This window comes from Aureimonas sp. ME7, assembly GCF_903970965.1.
GTDB lineage: Bacteria > Pseudomonadota > Alphaproteobacteria > Rhizobiales > Rhizobiaceae > Aureimonas.
This window is the reverse complement of sequence record NZ_CAJCKW010000051.1, coordinates 1-463: the sequence shown is the minus strand read 5'-3', so window position 1 is coordinate 463 and position 463 is coordinate 1. Positions and strand designations below refer to the sequence as shown.

The 463-nt window shown below is 62.6% G+C and carries 1 protein-coding gene; it reads left to right on the top strand.

Annotated features, from left to right (window positions below):
* A partial coding sequence (locus H7A85_RS20680; RefSeq protein WP_182422419.1) for an integrase core domain-containing protein occupies window positions 1–430 on the top strand: 430 nt, incomplete at its 5' end.
* Between the last annotated feature and the right edge of the window lie 33 nt (window positions 431–463).

The following is a 463-nucleotide window of genomic DNA, read 5'->3' as shown; positions in this document are numbered from 1 at the left end:
GATCGACCGGAAGCTGAAGTCCGCGGACGTCATCGACGTTCTGTCCGACCTCTTCATCCTACGCGGCGTGCCAGGGCACATCCGATCCGACAACGGTCCTGAGTTCATCGCCAAGGCAGTGCGGAACTGGATCGCGGCAGTTGGCGCCAGGGCCGCATTCATCGAGCCGGGCAGTCCGTGGGAGAATGGATACTGTGAGAGCTTCAACTCGAAACTCCGCGACGAGCTACTGAACGGCGAGATCTTCTATAGCCTCGCCGAGGCTAGGATCGTCATCGAAGGCTGGCGCCGGCACTACAACACCAAACGTCCACACTCGAGCCTGGGCTACCGTCCGCCGGCACCTGCCGCCGCGCTATGGCCGGCTGCGCCACCCCAACCCGCTTCGCCGGCCACCTCAACCGTGGTCGCCAAACCTACCATGCATTAGATTTGAACCGGACCACCTGATAGGGGCAGGCCA